Annotated in this window: 15 protein-coding genes; 4 read left to right on the top strand and 11 right to left on the bottom strand. The window is 59.6% G+C overall.

Annotated features, from left to right (window positions below):
- Positions 1 to 6: 6 nt before the first annotated feature.
- Positions 7 to 2,010 (top strand): acetyl-CoA carboxylase biotin carboxylase subunit, encoded by a 2,004-nt coding sequence (locus tag ACQY1P_RS01705; protein ID WP_430253665.1) that lies wholly within the window; start codon positions 7 to 9, stop codon positions 2,008 to 2,010.
- Between the two features lie 56 nt (positions 2,011 to 2,066).
- On the opposite strand, the gene ACQY1P_RS01700 is transcribed toward ACQY1P_RS01705, so the two are convergent.
- The 4 genes from ACQY1P_RS01700 to ACQY1P_RS01685 are packed head-to-tail and all read right to left on the bottom strand — an operon-like array spanning position 2,067 to position 7,973.
- Entirely contained in the window at positions 2,067 to 2,957 is an 891-nt protein-coding gene (locus tag ACQY1P_RS01700; RefSeq protein ID WP_430253884.1) for a lytic transglycosylase domain-containing protein, read from the bottom strand.
- Between the two features lie 55 nt (positions 2,958 to 3,012).
- The gene (locus ACQY1P_RS01695; protein WP_430253663.1) at positions 3,013 to 3,555 is read right to left on the bottom strand and encodes a hydrolase; all 543 of its coding nucleotides are present in this window, start codon (positions 3,553 to 3,555) and stop codon (positions 3,013 to 3,015) included.
- Between the two features lie 57 nt (positions 3,556 to 3,612).
- Positions 3,613 to 6,777, bottom strand: coding sequence for an efflux RND transporter permease subunit (locus ACQY1P_RS01690; RefSeq protein ID WP_430253661.1), 3,165 nt, complete (start codon positions 6,775 to 6,777; stop codon positions 3,613 to 3,615).
- A complete protein-coding gene (locus ACQY1P_RS01685; protein ID WP_430253659.1) occupies positions 6,774 to 7,973 on the bottom strand; it encodes an efflux RND transporter periplasmic adaptor subunit in 1,200 nt (399 codons plus the stop codon). The genes ACQY1P_RS01690 and ACQY1P_RS01685 overlap by 4 nt, the downstream gene beginning before the upstream one ends.
- Positions 7,974 to 8,560: 587 nt before the next feature.
- On the opposite strand from ACQY1P_RS01685, the gene recQ reads away from it, so the two are divergent.
- On the top strand, positions 8,561 to 10,375 hold the full coding sequence (gene recQ, locus ACQY1P_RS01680) for a DNA helicase RecQ (RefSeq protein WP_430253882.1): 1,815 nt from the start codon (positions 8,561 to 8,563) through the stop codon (positions 10,373 to 10,375).
- A gap of 87 nt (positions 10,376 to 10,462) precedes the next feature.
- Here the strand turns inward: recQ and ACQY1P_RS01675 are convergent, their stop codons facing one another.
- The 3 genes from ACQY1P_RS01675 to ACQY1P_RS01665 all read right to left on the bottom strand — a co-directional run bounded on the left by ACQY1P_RS01675 (position 10,463) and on the right by ACQY1P_RS01665 (position 12,424).
- On the bottom strand, positions 10,463 to 10,873 hold the full coding sequence (locus ACQY1P_RS01675) for a response regulator (protein WP_082471777.1): 411 nt from the start codon (positions 10,871 to 10,873) through the stop codon (positions 10,463 to 10,465).
- 106 nt (positions 10,874 to 10,979) lie between these two features.
- A complete protein-coding gene (locus ACQY1P_RS01670) occupies positions 10,980 to 11,420 on the bottom strand; it encodes a hypothetical protein (RefSeq protein WP_430253657.1) in 441 nt (146 codons plus the stop codon).
- Between the two features lie 140 nt (positions 11,421 to 11,560).
- Positions 11,561 to 12,424 carry an SDR family oxidoreductase gene (locus ACQY1P_RS01665; RefSeq protein ID WP_082471776.1) on the bottom strand — a complete coding sequence of 288 codons (864 nt, stop codon included), beginning with the start codon at positions 12,422 to 12,424 and terminating at the stop codon, positions 11,561 to 11,563.
- A gap of 291 nt (positions 12,425 to 12,715) precedes the next feature.
- Here ACQY1P_RS01665 and ACQY1P_RS01660 point away from each other — a divergent pair, with 291 nt between their 5' ends.
- Both ACQY1P_RS01660 and ACQY1P_RS01655 read left to right on the top strand, forming a co-directional pair.
- Entirely contained in the window at positions 12,716 to 12,925 is a 210-nt protein-coding gene (locus ACQY1P_RS01660; protein WP_062459695.1) for a cold-shock protein, read from the top strand.
- Positions 12,926 to 13,046: 121 nt separating this feature from the next.
- Positions 13,047 to 13,271 carry a hypothetical protein gene (locus tag ACQY1P_RS01655; protein WP_062459699.1) on the top strand — a complete coding sequence of 75 codons (225 nt, stop codon included), beginning with the start codon at positions 13,047 to 13,049 and terminating at the stop codon, positions 13,269 to 13,271.
- A gap of 95 nt (positions 13,272 to 13,366) precedes the next feature.
- On the opposite strand, the gene ACQY1P_RS01650 is transcribed toward ACQY1P_RS01655, so the two are convergent.
- The 4 genes from ACQY1P_RS01650 to ACQY1P_RS01635 all read right to left on the bottom strand — a co-directional run bounded on the left by ACQY1P_RS01650 (position 13,367) and on the right by ACQY1P_RS01635 (position 16,560).
- On the bottom strand, positions 13,367 to 13,789 hold the full coding sequence (locus ACQY1P_RS01650) for a hypothetical protein (protein WP_430253655.1): 423 nt from the start codon (positions 13,787 to 13,789) through the stop codon (positions 13,367 to 13,369).
- A gap of 131 nt (positions 13,790 to 13,920) precedes the next feature.
- Positions 13,921 to 15,126, bottom strand: coding sequence for a 3-oxoadipyl-CoA thiolase (gene pcaF, locus ACQY1P_RS01645; RefSeq protein ID WP_192087331.1), 1,206 nt, complete (start codon positions 15,124 to 15,126; stop codon positions 13,921 to 13,923).
- A 10-nt stretch (positions 15,127 to 15,136) separates the two neighbouring features.
- The gene (locus ACQY1P_RS01640) at positions 15,137 to 15,841 is read right to left on the bottom strand and encodes a CoA transferase subunit B (RefSeq protein WP_062459708.1); all 705 of its coding nucleotides are present in this window, start codon (positions 15,839 to 15,841) and stop codon (positions 15,137 to 15,139) included.
- A complete protein-coding gene (locus ACQY1P_RS01635) occupies positions 15,838 to 16,560 on the bottom strand; it encodes a 3-oxoacid CoA-transferase subunit A (RefSeq protein WP_113165399.1) in 723 nt (240 codons plus the stop codon). Before ACQY1P_RS01635 ends, ACQY1P_RS01640 begins: the two co-directional genes overlap by 4 nt.
- Positions 16,561 to 16,658: the final 98 nt, after the last annotated feature.

Genomic DNA, 16,658 nt, shown 5'->3' with positions numbered 1-16,658 from the left:
CTAAGCATGATCAAGAAAATCCTGATCGCCAATCGCGGCGAAATTGCCTGCCGGGTCATCCGGACCGCCAAGCGGATGGGTATCGCAACCGTCGCCGTCTACTCGGACGCTGATCGTGATGCGCTGCATGTGAGGATGGCGGATGAGGCGGTTCATATCGGTCCAGCACCTTCCGACCAGTCCTATATCGTCATCGACCGTATTCTCGATGCCGTCGCGAAAACAGGCGCAGATGCCGTCCACCCTGGATACGGGTTTCTGTCGGAAAACGCCCTGTTCGCAGCAGCGCTCGAGAAAGCCGGCATCATCTTCATCGGTCCGCCGGTCAGGGCGATCGAAGCGATGGGCGACAAGATCACGTCCAAGAAGATCGCCGCCGAAGCGGGCGTTTCGACCGTGCCGGGTCACATGGATCTCATTGCGGATGCCGATGAGGCCGTAAAGATTTCCTCCTCGATCGGCTATCCGGTCATGATCAAGGCGTCTGCCGGCGGTGGCGGCAAGGGCATGCGGATCGCCTGGAACGATGCCGAGGCCCGGGAAGGTTTCCAGTCATCCAAAAACGAGGCGAAGTCTTCCTTTGGCGACGATCGCATCTTCATCGAAAAATTCGTGACGCAACCGCGTCACATTGAGATCCAGGTACTCGGCGACCAGCACGGGACCACGCTCTATCTCGGGGAGCGCGAATGCTCGATCCAGAGGCGAAACCAGAAGGTTATCGAGGAAGCGCCGTCTCCCTTCCTCGATGAGCAGACCCGGAAAGCGATGGGCGAGCAGGCCGTCTTGCTCGCAAAGGCCGTTGGTTATTTCTCCGCAGGCACAGTCGAATTCATCGTCGACGGCAACAGGAATTTCTACTTCCTCGAAATGAACACCCGGCTGCAGGTCGAGCATCCCGTGACGGAGCTAATTACCGGCGTCGATCTCGTCGAACAGATGATCCGGATCGCGGCTGGCGAAAAGCTGGCCCTCAGCCAGGACGACGTGAAGCTTGAAGGCTGGGCGATCGAAAGCCGGCTCTATGCCGAAGATCCCTATCGCAATTTCCTGCCGTCGATCGGCAGGCTCAGCCGCTACCGTCCACCGGTCGAGGGCGTCAAGCATGATGGCACGATCGTGCGCAACGATACCGGCGTCTTCGAGGGTGGCGAGATCTCGATGTACTACGACCCGATGGTCGCCAAGCTCTGCACCTGGGCGAAAGACAGGACGGCTGCGATCGATGCGATGGCGACTGCGCTCGACGGTTTTGAGGTCGAGGGCATCGGCCACAACCTACCCTTCCTGTCGGCGGTCATGAGCCAGGAGCGCTTCCGCTCCGGCAACTTGACGACGGCCTATATCGCCGAGGAGTTTCCCGATGGCTTTTCCGGTGTGCATCCCGATGCGGATGCGTTGCGGACGCTGGCAGTGATTGCGGCGTTTGCGCATCAGATGATCAGGCAGCGGGCGCTGCAGATCTCAGGAACGCTTGCGACCGCTGGCCGCGTGACGGCCAAGGACTGGATCGTGGCACTGGCAGACGCTGAGGAAACGGTCACGATCGAGACCGGATCGGCAGAAAGCGCCGTCGTATTTGCAGATGGCAGTCGCTTCGCGATCTCTTCGGACTGGCTGCCCGGCAAGCGACTTGCCAGTTTTACCATCGGTGACAGAGTTGCCGAAGTGAAAATCGATCTGATCGGATCGGCCATCCGGCTACGTTGGCGCGGTATGGATGTCAGGGCGCGGGTGCGTTCACCGCGTGTTGCGCAGCTTGCACGCCTGATGCCGGTCAAGGTCCCGCCGGATATGTCGCGAATGCTGCTCTGCCCGATGCCCGGTGTCATCACCTCGGTCACGGTCGGCGTGGGCGATCAGGTCGAAGCAGGTCAGACGCTGGCGACTGTCGAGGCGATGAAGATGGAAAATGTCCTGAAGGCGGAACGTCGTGGCGTGGTAAAGCGGGTGACAGCCGTACCCGGCCAGAGCCTCGCGGTCGATGAACTGATCATGGAGTTCGAGTAAGGTTCGCCGACGATCTCTCATAATCGGTGCCGACGCCGCACTCGGGACACAGAGTTTCAGCGGTTCTTGAGAACCGTGCAGGAAACGCCGTGGGCTTTAATTTCATTGCAAAGCTTGACTGCAGCGGCCCGGCTTTCCTCACCGATGCGGGCTGCGTAGCGCGGACGACGACCGAAATTTCCGCCGCGCTGGCGCACGATAAGTGCGCGTTCGGCATTAAGCGGCGAGGGAAGTTTCGCAGCCGAGGCGGCAAATAGCCGGCCGGCAACGCCAGGGTTATAATGCGCGGCGAGCTGGACACCCCAGGGCGCCCAGTCGGCTGACGCACCGAGAACCGGATCGTTGATGCGCCGAGTGTCCGCCAGCGCGACGCAGGCGTCCTTAAACGGTTTTTGAGGGTCCAGATCGGGTGCGGCAACCGCCGGAGCATTGTCTCTCCAGACTTCCGCGGGATAGCCTGTGATCGCGAAGACGTAGTCCCGCGTCTCCATCGGCAGGCTTCCTGAACCGAGAAACCGCTGAAGCCTTGCCTCTCCGGCATTGTAGGCGGCTGCCGAGAGACCAAAATTGCCGAACTTGTCTTTCATTTCAGCGAGATATTTGGCCGAAGCATCGAGCGCATCGATGACGTTGAAGCTGTTGTCCAAGCCGCGCAAACGGGCGGTATCGGGCATGAATTGCGCGATACCCTGCGCGCCCTTCGGGCTGACTGCTTCAGGCCGAAACAGGCTTTCACGCCATATCAGGCGGGCGAAAAAGGCGGGCGGCATCTTCTGTTCTGTCGCGAAATGTTCGATTGCGTGACAGAGATCGACGTTGAACGTCTCCTTGGCGATGCAGAGCGCTTCGTCGCCGTCGCGCCGCTCGTAGAGGCACTCCGTCTCTTTGGTTGGTTCCGGAGGTGCGGTCTCGGCAGCGACAGGGTCGGCAAAGGCAGCCGCGACCATCAAAGCGCCAGCGCCCAGAAGTTGGAATTCCCTTTTCAACAAAAACCGCTCTCTTCTATCCGTTCGCATGTCCGCCGCCCTGCGTCACGACAGAGGCGACCTTTGGCGCTGCCTTCTTCTTGACGACATCCTCCAGCGTTACCGGCCGAAGCCCCTGCGCATCGACGCCAACGTCAAACTGCCGTGGCAGCGGTTTGAGCCGGCCATGCGAGTGGCCGTGGAGGTTGATCGATTTCTTGCCCATCTTGTTCCAGGTGCGAAACGCGTAGTGGCAGAGGATCAGATGGACATCGTCGATATGAAGCTCATGATAGTGCTGCACGGACGTCCAGCCACTGGCCGACGTCGTGGTCTCCGGGTCGTTATTGCCGATGATCAGGTGTTTGCGGCCGTTGAGCTTCGCCAGTAGCCCATCGCAATCGCCACCGCGTACCGACATGAAATCGCCGAGATGCCAGACATCGTCGTCAGCGCCGACTATATCATTCCAGTATTGAATGAGTGCCTCGTCGTGCGCGACCATGTCCGGGAACGGTCGCCGGTCGATGCGCAACACGCGAGTATCGGCAAAATGGGTGTCGCTTGTGAAGTAGATCATGTGGTTTTAACCGGACCGCGCGAGAAGGACAGCCGCATCTATAAGGACATGCTGGTGCTATGCGGTCTCTGTCTTGGCCTCCAGATTTTCTGCCTTAGCTTTGCGACCGCTGAAGATGCGCCGTACGAGCACGAAAAACAGCGGGACGTAAAGCGTTGCAAGGATCGTCGCCGTGATCATGCCGCCGATGACCGCCGTACCGATCGCGATGCGGCTCTGTGCACCCGCGCCGGACGAAATTGCAAGCGGCAAAACGCCGAAGATGAAGGCAAGACTGGTCATCAGGATCGGTCTTAGCCGCAGGCGGGCGGCTTCCATGGCCGAATCGTAAGCGCTCTTGCCGGCCCGTTCCGCCTGTTCCGCGAACTCGACGATCAGAATCGCATTCTTTGCAGAAAGGCCCATCGTGGTCAGAAGGCCGATCTGGAAGTAAACGTCGTTCTCCAGTCCGCGCAACGTGACAGCACAGACCGCTCCGATGATGCCAAGCGGGATGATGAGCATGACCGAGAACGGGATCGACCAGCTTTCGTAAAGTGCTGCAAGGCATAAGAAGATGACGAGAAGCGACAGCCCGTACAGGATGGGCGCTTGTCCGGCGGACAGTCTTTCCTGGTACGAGAGACTGCTCCAGGCCACCGACGTTCCCGGCAGATCCGCTGCCAGTTCCGTCATACGGTCCATTGCCTGACCGGAGCTTAGGCCCGGTCCCGCTTGTCCCTGGATTTCGTAGGACTGCAACCCGTTGAACCGCGTCAGCGTTGTCGGCGCCTGGGACCAGCTCGTCTTGGCAAACGAAGAGAAAGGTGCCATTTCGCCGCTTGCCGTGCGCACATACCAGCCGTCGAGATCCTCGACAGCGCCGCGGTGGGCGGCATCACCCTGGACGTAGACCCGCTTCACGCGCCCACGGTCCACGAAATCGTTGACATAGACGCCACCCCAGGCTGCGCTCAGGGTTGCATCGACATCGGACTGCTGGATCCCGAGTGCGCCGACCTTTTCGTCGTCTATGTCGATCTGTAACGTCGGGACGTCTTCAAGTCCGCTCGGACGTACGCGCGCAAGTGTCGGATCCGCAGTCGCCGCAGCGAGAAGCTGATCGCGCCGCTGCTTGAATTCCGTCAGGCTGAGATCGCCATTGTTCAAAAGCTGCATGGTGAAGCCGTTGGACTGACCCAGTCCCTGCACCGATGGCGGTGTCAGCGCAAAGAACTGGGCGTCGCGCAAGGAGCGCCCGAGCGCGGCTGTGGCACGCGCCACAATCGAGGCGGCCGCGTTCTCTTCGCCCACTCGTTCGTCCCATGGCTTGAATTGCACAAAACCCTGACCGACGTTCTGGCCGGAACCGCTGAAACGGAAACCCGAAATCGTAAACAGGCCAGCAATATTCGCCTGCTCCGGTCCGAGGAAGTGGTCTTCGATCGCGGCTGCCGTCTCGACCGTGCGAACACGGGTTGCGCCGGGAGGAAGGGTGTACTGAACCACGCCGTAACCCTGATCCTCGACCGGAAGAAAGCCGCCGGGAAGTTGGAGGAAGAGAAACACGACGGCGCCGACCAGCGTACAAAAGGCGATGATCGAAAGCCAGATCCTGCGGATGGCGATCGTGACGGCCGCGAGATAAGTCTTTTGAACCCAGCCGTAACCGCGGTCGAACATCGTCCCAAACCGCCGGATCAGGCCGCCAGTTCGCTTTGGCGCATCCTCTTTTCCGCGTGGTTTCATCAGTGTTGCGGTCAGGGCCGGCGTCAGCACCAGCGCCACCACGACCGACAGAACCATTGCGGAGATAACAGTAACCGAGAACTGCCGGTATATGACCCCGGTTGAGCCGCCGAAGAATGCCATCGGAACAAACACCGCCGACAGGACCAGCGCGATCGCAATCAACGCCGTCTGGATTTCACCCATCGAGCGAAGCGTCGCGTCTCGGGGGCTTAAGTCCGGCTCCTCCTCCATGACTCGTTCGACATTCTCGACGACGACGATCGCGTCATCGACCAGAAGACCGATCGAAAGGACCAGTCCGAATAGGGTGAGCGTGTTGATCGAATATCCGAACAGTGCAAGCACGCCGAACGTGCCGAGCACGACGACCGGGACGGCAAGTGCTGGAATCAGCGTCGCACGCCAGCTGCGCAGGAAGACGAACATGACGATGACGACGAGAACGATCGCCTCGATCAGTGTCTTCACCACTTCCTCGATAGAAAGCCGGATGAACTCGGTGGAGTCACGAGGGTAGGTGACGCGGTAGCCATCCGGCATGTTTGCCGCTTCGCCATCGATAGCCGCTTTCACCAGCTCGGCCGTTTCAAGCGCGTCCGCGCCGGGGGCAAGCTGAACGGCAATGCCGGATGCCGGATGACGGTTGAAACGGGTGAAGCGCGTATAGCTTTCCTGTCCGAGTTCGACGCGGGCGACATCCGCCAAGGTGACACGTGCGCCGCTTTCGTCCGTGCGGATGACGATCCGCTGGAACTCCTCCGGTGTCGTCAGGCGCGAACGGGCGGTCACGATCGCATTCAGCATCTGCGTGTCGGGGGAGGGTTGGGCGCCGATCTGGCCGGCCGCAACCTGCGTATTCTGCGCCTCGATCGCGGTGATGACGTCCGACGGCATCATCCCGTATGAAAACAAACGACCCGGGTCGAGCCAGATGCGCATCGCGTATTGCGAGCCGAAAAGGTTGGTATCGCCGACGCCGGGAAGGCGACCGATCCGCTCCTGGAGATTGGCGGCAATGTAGTCCGAAATGTCGGAATCCTTCGCCTTATCGGTTTCATCGTAAACTGCGGCGACAAGCAAAAAGTCACTGTTGGACTTTGTAACGGTGAGACCTTGCTGCTGCACCTGCTGGGGCAGACGAGAGAGAGCCTGCTGCACTCTGTTTTGAACCTGAACCTGTGCGATATCGGGATCGGTGCCCTTGTCGAATGTTACCGCGATCGTGACCTGGCCTTCGGCGCTGGAGGTCGACGTGAAGTAGATGAGGCCGTCGATGCCGGTAAGCTGCTGCTCGATCACCTGTGTCACGCTGGTTTCAAGCGTTGCAGCAGAAGCCCCAGTGTAATTGGCGCGGATGTTCACCTGCGGCGGCGCGATATCCGGATACTGCTCGACCGGAAGCGTCAGGATGGAGCCGATACCACCCAACATGATCACGATCGCGATCACCCAGGCAAAGATTGGACGATCGACAAAGATACGGCTGATCATAGCGCGGGGACCGCCTTGTTCTCAGTTGCTTCTGCGGTCTGCTTCTTACCCAAGTCAACAATCTTGACCTTGTCGTCGGGTTTGACCTTGGAGACGCCTTCAACGATGACCCGGTCTCCGGGAGCAAGGCCTTCCGTCACAAGCCAGCGATTGCCGACAGCCTGAGCGACCTGTAGCCCACGCCGCTGGACGGTATCTCCCTCGCCGACCACGAGCGCGCTTGCCTCTCCCGTCGGGCTCCTCGTCACGCTCTGCTGCGGCACGAGGATCGCGTCCTTCGCTTGAGTCTGTGAGAGAACTGCGCGGACATACATGCCTGGCAGCAGGATGGCGTCGGGGTTCGGAAACTCGGCGCGAAGTGTGACAGATCCGGTCGACGGATTGACGGTGACATCGGTAAACTGGAGTTTGCCCGGAAGCGGATATTCCTGACCGTCTTCCAGTTTCAAACGCACCTCGGCCGTGTCCTTGGACAATTCGCTCGAGGCCATCGCATCTCGCAGCTTCAGAAGCGCGGTCGAGGATTGCTGAATATCGACGAAGATTGGGTCGAGGCGCTGGATGGTCGCCAAGGCCTGCGTCTGCTGAGCCGATACGAGCGCACCTGTCGTCACCAGCGAACGGCCGATCCTGCCGCTGATCGGCGCGGTCACCTTGCTGTAGCGCAGGTTGATCTCCGCGGTCTGAAGCTTCGCATTGTTCTGCGCGACGGCCGCAGTGGCAGACCGGAGCGCTGCAGTGGCATCCGTAAACGCCTGCTCGCTAACCGCTCCCTTTTGCGCCAGGGGCTTTAAACGTTCGAATTCGATCCGCGCGTTGTCTTCGCCCGCCCGTGCGCTTTCGAGATTGGCGCGTGCCTCCGCAACCGAGGCGTCGAACAGGCTTGCATCGATCTGGTAGAGCGTGTCGCCCTTCTTGACGAAAGCACCCTCGGTAAACGAGCGAGCCTCGATGATCCCTGACACCTGGGGTCTGACCTCAGAAGTCTCGAACGGGGATGTGCGACCTGCAAGCTCGTTCACGAGCGGCACGTCTTCTGTCATCGCCGTCACAATCCCGACTTCCGTTGGCTGGCGCGGTGGCTTTGCTTCCTCCTCTGCCTGCAGATTGCAGCCGGCAAGTGCAACGGCACAGCCGATGGCTGCAAGCCGCGGCAGCAACCCCTTCTTCGGGTAGGAGAACTGTGTGGGGATCATCGTAATTTGGCCTGTTCCGTCGCTGCCGAGATGAGTTGCTCGGCAGGTAACGCGGAAGGCGGCAAATCGTACGGTGGTGTTTCATCACGATGTTGCGATGCAATCGCGAGCCGGGCATTTTGTTTCGGAGAGGCCTGAGAAAGCTGGCCCATGAGAGCCGGCTTGTCCGCAGTTTTTGCAAACGGTTTCAGAGTAGCTGTATGGTGACTGCTTCGACCAGAATATGATAGATATTCTCTATGACCGTCTGGCAATCCGTTTTGAACGGTGCCGACAGGTTTTTAGAATGTTCCTAAAGTGTTCAAATTATCGGTATCTAATATTATCGTTTGCTAATTTTGCAACGCGGTCGCGATCCCGCTGCCCCCTTAAATCTAGGGGTGTGTCGATTGACATTTTCTATCAGGTCATTTGTTTCGTGCCTCAATGTCATTCGGGCACGAACCGCTTGATGGATAGTGGCGATATCTGCGTCGGCGGGCTTTGCAAAGGTCGTGCCGTGTGAGATGGCTCGCGAGCAAGGATGGAGGCGGAACGAGCTCATGCAAGCGAAATCAACCAGCCAAGATGATGAACGCAAAAGCGGTATGCAGGCGGATCCGGTCGGGGTTTTGCAGAAGGTTTACGGCTACCCATCCTTTCGCGGCGACCAGGAGGCTGTCGTTCGCCATGTTGTCTCGGGCGGAGACGCGGTTGTGCTGTTTCCGACGGGCGCAGGAAAGTCCCTGTGCTTTCAGATCCCGGCTCTCTGCCGCGACGGCGTCGGCATCGTTGTTTCGCCGCTGATTGCGCTGATGCGCGATCAGGTCGAAGCGTTGAAGCAGATCGGAGTCCGTGCCGCTTCGATCAACTCCTCCATGCCGCGGGAAACGTTCGGCGAGGTCAAACGCGCGCTCGCGGCCGGCACGCTCGACATGCTGTACGTGACCCCCGAGAGGATCGTGACATCAGGGTTTCGCGAGTTGATCGGAGACGCCAAGGTCGCGCTGTTTGCAATCGATGAAGCGCATTGCGTCTCGCAATGGGGGCATGATTTTCGCCCGGAGTATCGGCAGCTCGGTGAACTCGCCGACCTTTACCCGGGCGTGCCGCGTATGGCGCTGACCGCGACCGCCGACCCGCATACGCGGGAAGATCTCATCGACAGGCTCACCCTGCGCAATGCCCGGGTCTTCACCGCGTCGTTCGATCGCCCCAATATTGCCTACGAGATCGTTGAACGGGATCAGCCGCGCCAGCAGTTGCTGCGCTTCCTGGAGAATCACAAGGGATCGAGCGGTATCGTCTACTGCCTGTCGCGCGCGAAGGTCGAGGAAACCGCGGAGTGGTTGAGTGCGCAAGGCATCCGCGCGTTGCCCTACCATGCCGGTATGGACCGGGAGGTTCGCGATGCCAATCAGGACGCCTTCTTGAAAGAGGAAGACCTCTGCCTCGTCGCGACCGTCGCGTTCGGGATGGGCATCGACAAACCCGATGTACGCTACGTCGCGCACCTGGATTTGCCGAGCTCAGTCGAAGCCTATTATCAGGAGACGGGCCGTGCCGGTCGTGACGGTCTGCCGTCCGAAGTTTGGATGGCCTACGGGATGGCCGACGTCATTCAGCGCGGCAGGATGATCGACAACGGCACGTCCGGCGACGACGTCAAGCGGGTCGAGCGCGCCAAGCTCAATGCGTTGCTTGCGATCTGCGAGACGGCCGGCTGCCGACGACAGGCGATCCTCGCACATTTTGGAGAAGAGCATGCGGGGCATTGCGGAAACTGCGATACCTGCATCAAGCCCGTGGACACCTGGGACGGAACCGAGGCCGCCATCAAGGCGCTCGCTGCCGTGTATCGAACAGAGGAACGGTTCGGTACCGGCCATTTGATCGATGTCCTGCTCGGCAATGACAACGAAAAGACACGTCGCTTTGGCCATGTGGACATGCCGGTCTTCGGTGCGGGGAAGGATCTGGCACAAAAGACGTGGCAGTCCGTCTATCGCCAGCTTCTGGCCGCAGGGCTGGTGCGCGTCGATCACCAGGCTTTCGGAGCTTTGAAACTGGAGCCTTCGGCACGCGATGTCTTCCGCCACGAGCGGACCGTCCGTTTCCGCAAGGACCCGGTGACCGGCCGCAAGACGGCACGAGGGCAAACGTCAGGCTCGAAAAACCCAAGGTCGCAGTTGGGAGAGACCGATGCGGTCTTGTTTGAGGCATTGCGCAAGATGAGAATGACGATTGCGAAGGATCTGGCGATCCCTCCCTACGTCGTATTTGCCGATGCGACGCTTATCGCGTTTGCAACGCAGCGGCCGACAACCCACGATGCGCTCCTCGGTGTATCCGGCGTCGGGCAAGCGAAGCTTGAGCGCTATGGCGACGCGTTCCTCGATATTATTCGGGCACACGACGGATAATCGACAGACGACTGTTCGATTGAAAGGTGGAAGCGCGCTGCGTCCGGCTAATGGTCGTCCCGACACTATATCGGGACGACGCCAGTCTTACTGCTTTGTGACGGGAAACGTTCTGAGGCGGTCCGGCGGGCACGTGCCCTCGATCCCGGCGCGTCTGTCCGCTACGTACTGGATTGCTTTCACGACCTCGAGATCGAGGATCGGCTTCTCCATCACGCCAAGCGTCCCCTTCACGCCCGCCCCCAGCGCGCCCGGATCGCTCGTCATGAACAAGACGGTGATGTCGGCGATTGCTAGGTCGCGCCCGATGCCCGGCCCGGTTGGACCGTCATCGAGGTTGACATCGACCAAAGCCATATCCGCTGTGGCCGCAAGCAACGTGGCTTCCGCTCTGTTTCTCGCCACGCCAATCGAATGGTGCCCCAACGCTTCGACAGCGTCTTCCAGACCCATTGCAATAATTGGCTGATCTTCGACAATCAGAACATTGAAAGCCATTTCCATTCTCCGTTCATGAACACTTTTGCGTAATCTCTTAGTGAACGAACGGGCGGAAATGCTGGGTGTTCCAGTTTTCGTCACAAATACTTATGGTTGAGCGTGGTTATCGCGTGATGCCCCACAGAAATCCGATAGCCGCCGCAAGCCCAACGGCTCCGATTGGCGATCTTTGGATACCGCGCTTGATGTCGTCCACAATAAGGCGGGGTTCGTCCGCGTACTCGCGGTAGGTTGCTGGCTCTACGGCTCTGTCCTTCAAACTTTCGAGCTCTGCGCGGAGGGCTGTCAGCGTATCTCGTGCTTTGGCAGTTGCCGAGTTGTCGCGGTCGTGGACCGATGCCAGCGCTTCATCGACAAGCGGTTCGTCTGAACTCGTGCTCGGGCCGCCAAAGCCTGTGGCAGTGGACGAAGATGAAACAGGATCGGAACCCGGGAAGGTCTCCTCGAGGCCCTGTTGCAGGACTTCGTCTGGAGTGCGGGCGCGTTGTGCTGCCTGTTCGCGAAGAAGAGAAGCGGCAGCAGGCGACTGGGAATGATCGGCCATTGGGTTTTCCTTGCTTGTTTGTGTGGGGATCGAGACATCCTCTGATCCGGCTCGTGTTTCTATGGGTACCGAAACTCGCTCTTCGAGAGCGGTTTCGGGAGAGGAGCGAGCCTTCCCGAAACCGAACGACAATGAACGGATCAGATCATGATCTCGCCGCCGGTCACCGGAATGACGGCGCCAGTCATGTAGCTGCCAAGGTCGGACGCCAATAGAACATAGGCACCTGCCAATTCGGCTGGCTGGCCCGCACGACCGAGCAAGGTCTGCTCGCCGAACTTCGCCGCCTTTTCAGCCGGCATGGTCGAGGGAATGAGAGGCGTCCAGATCGGGCCCGGCGCGACGGCATTCACCCGGATCCCATGTTCTGCCACCATTTCGGCAAGACCAGCCGTGAAGTTGGAGATGGCACCCTTGGTCGAGGCGTAGGCGAGAAGCTGTGGCGAAGGTTGACGCGACTGGATCGACGTCGTGTTGATGATCGAGCTACCCGGCTTCATCAGAGGGACAGCCGCCTTCGATAGGAAGAATGGTGCGTAGATGTTGGTCCGGAACGTCTCGTCCCACTCTTCCGCAGTGATATCGGTAATGGTGGCATAGGTGCGCTGGAAGGCGGCATTGTTGACGAGGATGTCAATTTTTCCGAGCTCATCGGCCGTGCGCTTCACGAGCGCGTTGCAATGCTCTTCCGACTTGATGTCGCCGGGAACGACCACTGCCTTGCGGCCTGCTTCGCGCACCCACTTCGCCGTGTCTTCAGCGTCTTCGTGTTCGCTGAGGTACGAAATCAGGATATCTGCGCCTTCGCGGGCGAATGCGATCGCCACAGCTTTGCCGATGCCTGAGTCAGCACCGGTGATAAGCGCGACCTTGCCCTCAAGACGACCATTGCCCTTGTAGGAGTGTTCGCCATGATCCGGCGCCGGATCCATCAATGCGGTCTGGCCTGGCGGATCCTGATGCTGGGCGGGATGGGGAGGTGTCGGGCGACGTGTTTCTTGCATGGTTTGATCTCCAGTCTAGCGTTCTGAGCAGAAACAAGCTGATCCACAATCGGTTCCGTTGTCGCTAACTCAGCCTCTTCGAAAGCGCTCCAGTCGGGCCGGGGAAACTAAAAGTTGACTTTCGGGAGCGTAGCCGCTATTTGTCGTTTATCGATATTTTGCTTGCTGATCTTTGGTTATTGCGCTTCGAACGAAGCGCCTGAGCGAACTTCCTCTTCAAAACAAATCGCTATCACCTTCTGCAAGATCTCGTTTTGCAGATATCTTCTCTATGCTTTGAAAGGGTTCACTATGACCACCGGCACAGTAAAATGGTTTAATTCCACTAAGGGCTTCGGCTTCATTCAGCCTGACGATGGCGGCGCTGATGCGTTCGTTCACATCTCCGCAGTCGAGCGCGCCGGAATGCGCGAAATCGTTGAAGGCCAGAAGCTGGGCTACGAACTTGAGCGCGACGCAAAGTCGGGCAAGATGTCGGCCTGCAACCTTCAGGCTGCTTAATTCGATTTTTGCTTCGCTTTGACCACGGATGTACTGGCACTGTCGAAGTAGCAGTTGGTGAGGGCCGAGCATACGTGCTCGGCCTTCTTATTTGGCGTCTACCGCCAGGATTGGATAAGAAATGACGGAAACAATGTCGAAGTCGCGCGAGCGTGCGGAAGCCGCATTTGCTCAGACCCAGACCCAGTTTTTCTCCCGCGTCGAAGCGGTCGCAGAATTAAACGCACACGTCGCCGAACGTGACTCAAAGACGGCTCGGCTCAAGGCTGCGCGCCTTGCAAAAGAAATTGAAGACCGCGCCTCTGCGACTGCTGCCCTGATTGCCAAGCGCGCCAAGAAGGCCTGACACCAGCCCGACATCGAATGAACTCGGCCCGCAGCCTGCGCGGCCGATCTTGTTTGATGCCCGTGGCTACGATTACTGCTATAGTCGACCAGAGATCACGGACCTCCGATCGTCGGCAGATACGTCTCGACTTCACGCCTTCCCACGGCGTCGAGCACAGCGATATTCTCGTTCCAGAAATCCTCAGCTTCTTTGGTATCGGTTCCCCATGCACGCGTAGCGCTGCGACGACCACCGAGACGCAGATACTGATGGGCCAGCATCGACAGGCCGGACGCAGTCCCAGTCTCAATCGTGGAGTTCCTCACGGGAAGTGCAGATAGCATCCGCTCAAGCGCGTCGTGCTCGGAGCCACGTGGGTGTTGACTTAAGAACACGTCCACTGGAATCCGCGTTTCGTGGCCACCGGACGGCAAGTTGCCACGGTGAATAACTGTTGGGTGCTGGTTCTCGGGAGCGGGCTCTATAAACCACCGATCTCCATTGGTGCTGTGCGCAAACTCCTGCGGTTCGTTCATGCTGCCGATCCTTACGAGTTTTCGAGGGGGAGACGCTATCCGGACTCGCCGCGCGCCTCCACTATCAACAGCGACAGCCGCCAATGGTTGCCGAGAGCCTCGAATTGAGTTCGAGGCCCGGCTGCAATCCGCTAAACCCGTTCCAGGGCGAGGGCGATCCCCTGGCCAACGCCGACGCACATCGTGGCAAGCGCGTATCGCGTACTACCCAGCGATAGCTCCAGTGCCGCGGTTCCGGCAATGCGTGCTCCGGACATGCCGAGCGGGTGACCCAGCGCGATCGCACCGCCATTCGCGTTGACATGCTCCGCATCATCGGGGATTCCGAGCTCGCGCAAAACGGCGATGCCCTGAGAGGCGAAGGCTTCGTTTAGCTCGACAATCCCGAAATCCTGCGGCGACAAGCCGAGGCGTGCGCAGAGTTTCTGCGTCGCTGGCGCAGGCCCGATGCCCATCACCCGTGGCGGAACGCCAGCCGCAGCGCCGCCGAGGATGCGTGCAATCGGCGTCAGGCCATATTTCAGGGCCGCTTCCTGCGAGGCGATGATCAGTGCCGCTGCCCCGTCATTGACGCCGGATGCGTTGCCGGCAGTGACCGTGCCGCCTTCCATTTTGTTCACCGGCCGGAGTTTAGCCAATGCCTCCAAGCTGGTTGCGCGGGGATGCTCGTCCTTGTCGACGATGATGCTATCGCCCTTCTTTTGCGGAACGCTGACGGCTTTGATTTCTCTTGCTAGCCTGCCGTTCTGCTGGGCGGCAGACGCCTTGTTCTGGCTGCGCACTGCAAACGCGTCCTGATCCTCGCGAGAGACATGGTAATCGATCGCGACATTGTCGCCGGTTTCCGGCATGGAATCGACGCCGTACTGCTTCTTCATGAGCGGATTGACGAAACGCCACCCAATGGTGGTGTCGTATATCTCCGCGTTGCGTGAAAACGCGGTCTCGGCCTTCGGCATCACGAACGGAGCGCGGCTCATGCTTTCCACGCCACCGGCAATCATGATGTCGGCTTCGCCGGCCTTGATGGCGCGGGCAGCGGTGATCACGGCATCCATGCCCGATCCGCAGAGACGGTTGATCGTCGTGCCGGATACGGACACTGGCAGGCCGGCAAGCAGCAGCGACATGCGCGCGACATTCCGGTTATCTTCGCCCGCCTGGTTGGCGCAGCCAAAGACCACGTCGCCGACCGCTTCCCAGTCGACGGCAGCGTTTCGCTCCATCAGTGCCTTAAGAGGTACAGCGCCCAGATCGTCCGCACGGACCGATGACAGCGCGCCGCCGAAACGACCGATCGGGGTACGGATATAATCGCAGATAAATGCTTCGGTCATCGATCTCTCCTCAAAGCGCCGGTACGACAAGATCGGCAACAGCGCCGTCCACATGGAGCTGCGCGCCGGTCATCGCCTGCAATTCCTCGATGGTCATTGCGGCGAGCTTTTCACGCAGGACAAAACGGCCGTCAGCGATATCGATCACCGCATGGCTCGTATAGACCCTCGTGATGCAGCCGACGCCCGTGAGGGGAAATGTGCATTTGGAGACCAGCTTCGGCTTGCCGTCTTTCGTCACATGCTCGGTGATCACGAAGACCTGCTTTGCGCCATGCACAAGATCCATCGCGCCGCCGACCGCCGGCACGCCCTTGGAGCCAACACGCCAGTTGGCAAGGTCGCCATTCTCCGCCACCTGATAGGCGCCGAGGATGGCAACGTCGAGATGGCCTCCCCGCACCATGGCGAAGCTGTCCGCGTGATGGAAGAAAGCAGCACCAGGCTTGACCGTGACGGCCTTTTTGCCCGCGTTGATCAGATCCCAGTCTTCCTCACCGGCTGCCGGAGGCTCGCCGAAATCGAGGATGCCGTTTTCCGTATGGAAGATCGCCTGTCTGCCGGGCGGCTGATAGCGGGCGACCATTTCCGGAAAACCGATCCCGAGATTGATATAGGCGCCATCTTCGATATCCTGCGCGGCACGCCAGGCGATCTGCGTGTTCGACAGTTTGATGTCGTCGCGGGTGTCCAGTGTCTGAGTTTCGCCGCTCATGCGCTCATTCCTCCGGCATAGGCCACTCCGGCCCGGATGAGTTCTTCTTCTTGCTGAGGGTTTGAAACCTCGACCACCGCATCGACAAAGATGCCGGGCGTGATCACGTGTTCGGGGTCGATGTCGCCGGGTTCAACGATCTGCGAGACCTGGGCGATGGTGGTGGTCGCCGCCATGCACATCAGAGGATTGAAGTTCCGGCCGGCCTTGCGATAGGTGAGGTTGCCATGGGTGTCGCCCAGATGCGCCTTGACGATGGCAAAGTCGGCCTTGAGCCAGCGCTCCTGCACGAATTGTCGTCCATCGAACTCGGCGACCGGCTTGCCCTCGGCCAGTTCCGTTCCATAACCCGTCGGAGTGTAGAAGGCCGGTATGCCGGCGCCACCTGCGCGGATCCGCTCGGCAAGCGTGCCCTGGGGGACGAGTTCCAACTCGATCTTTCCGGCCAGATAGGTATCGGTAAAAGCCCGCGGATCGGACGAGCGAGGGAAGGAGCAGATCATCTTCGCGATCATGCCCGCATCGATCATTGCCGCAATACCGATGCGTCCGTTCCCGGCGTTGTTATTGATCACGGTCAGGTTTTTAGGACCGCTGTCGATCAGCGCGTGGATGAGTTCGATCGGCGCACCGGAGCCTCCGAAACCACCGATCATCACCGTGGCACCGTCGGTGATCTTGGACACGGCATCAGCCAAAGTCCGAATTGTTTTGTCCATCAGTATCCTCCGCAAACCGCTCCCGCTGCAGAAACAACTAAATCCCATACAGATGGACGGCAAACCATTTGTGCGATATCGTCTCTTTGTACGATTAT

This window comes from Neorhizobium sp. DAR64872/K0K18 (genome assembly GCF_050500175.1).
Lineage (GTDB): Bacteria > Pseudomonadota > Alphaproteobacteria > Rhizobiales > Rhizobiaceae > Neorhizobium > Neorhizobium soli.
Note: the sequence above shows the minus strand (reverse complement) of the source record. Positions and strands in the feature narration are given on the sequence as shown.